Genomic DNA, 996 nt, shown 5'->3' with positions numbered 1-996 from the left:
GTGGATATTACGGTCAAAGTTTACCAGTATTTCAGCGCAAAGTTTACCACTTAAAGAGAGCTGCTGGAGCTAGTGTAATTTAGTTGTTTTTCTTTTTACGTAACGAGTCCCCTTTCAATTCTATTTTATGTGCATTTGCTGTCAGTCTGTCACAGATTGCATCTGCGAGGGTTGGTTCGTTTATGTATTCATACCATTTATTTACGGGCAGTTGAGAGGTTACAATAGTTGCACCTTTCGCGAAGCGATCTTCCAGTATCTGTAAAAGGGTTAGTCTCATATCATGATTTAATGGTTGCAACCCAAAGTCATCAATGATCAGTAAAGGTGTTTTTGCAATCATGTTGAGCCATCTGATATAAGTTCCATCTATTCGGGCTGCTGCCAGTGCTTCGATAAATCGGTTCATGGAATAGTACAATGTTCGATGTCCTAACAAGCAGGCATTTCTACCCATGGCGCAGGCAAAATAACTCTTGCCGCAACCTGTAGAGCCAGTGATTAAGAGATTCTCTGCTTTTTCAATGAAGGTTCCGTCAGAGAGTGTGATGAGCATTTCTTTAGAAATGCCTCTTCCCGCTGTACAATGGATTTGTTCCGGAGTGGCATTGTAGCGGAGTTTGGCTAAGCGCAGATAGAGCTGGGTTCGTTGGTGTATCCGATAACCTGATTCTGCTTCGGCAAGGGAAGCAATAAGGGCATGGGCTTCCGGCTGTTGATGGACAGGTTGCTGCAGCACAGCTTCATAGCGTTTAACCATGCCTGATAATTTGAGTTCTTGAAGTTGATCCAGTGTACTTTGTTGATTCATGATAGATGTATTTAAAGAAAGAATAAATGGCACTTATTGATAAGCCTCCGGTCCGCGGAGGTTGGCGTGTTGCATGCAGCCTGTAGCCGTGCCGAACCATATTCCAGGTGGAGCCGAAGGATGCCCCGGCAGGCATTATAAGTTTGTTCGGTAAAGGCCCGGCTTTTAAGGACCTGTTCCATATA

At 44.1% G+C, this 996-nt stretch carries 1 protein-coding gene; it reads right to left on the bottom strand.

Translation table 11 applies throughout. The features are described from left to right. Window positions 1-79: 79 nt before the first annotated feature. On the bottom strand, window positions 80-811 hold the full coding sequence (istB, locus tag HY58_RS18480; protein ID WP_039135670.1) for an IS21-like element helper ATPase IstB: 732 nt from the start codon (window positions 809-811) through the stop codon (window positions 80-82). Window positions 812-996 lie beyond the last annotated feature (185 nt).

This window comes from Flavihumibacter sp. ZG627, assembly GCF_000814325.1.
Taxonomy (GTDB): Bacteria; Bacteroidota; Bacteroidia; order Chitinophagales; family Chitinophagaceae; genus Flavihumibacter.
This window is presented reverse-complemented; position numbering and strand designations above follow the sequence as displayed.

Coding starts and splice junctions, on each gene's coding strand:
- istB (WP_039135670.1), bottom strand. CDS start 811: ATGAATCAACAAAGTACACTGGATCAACTTCAAGAACTCAAATTATCA.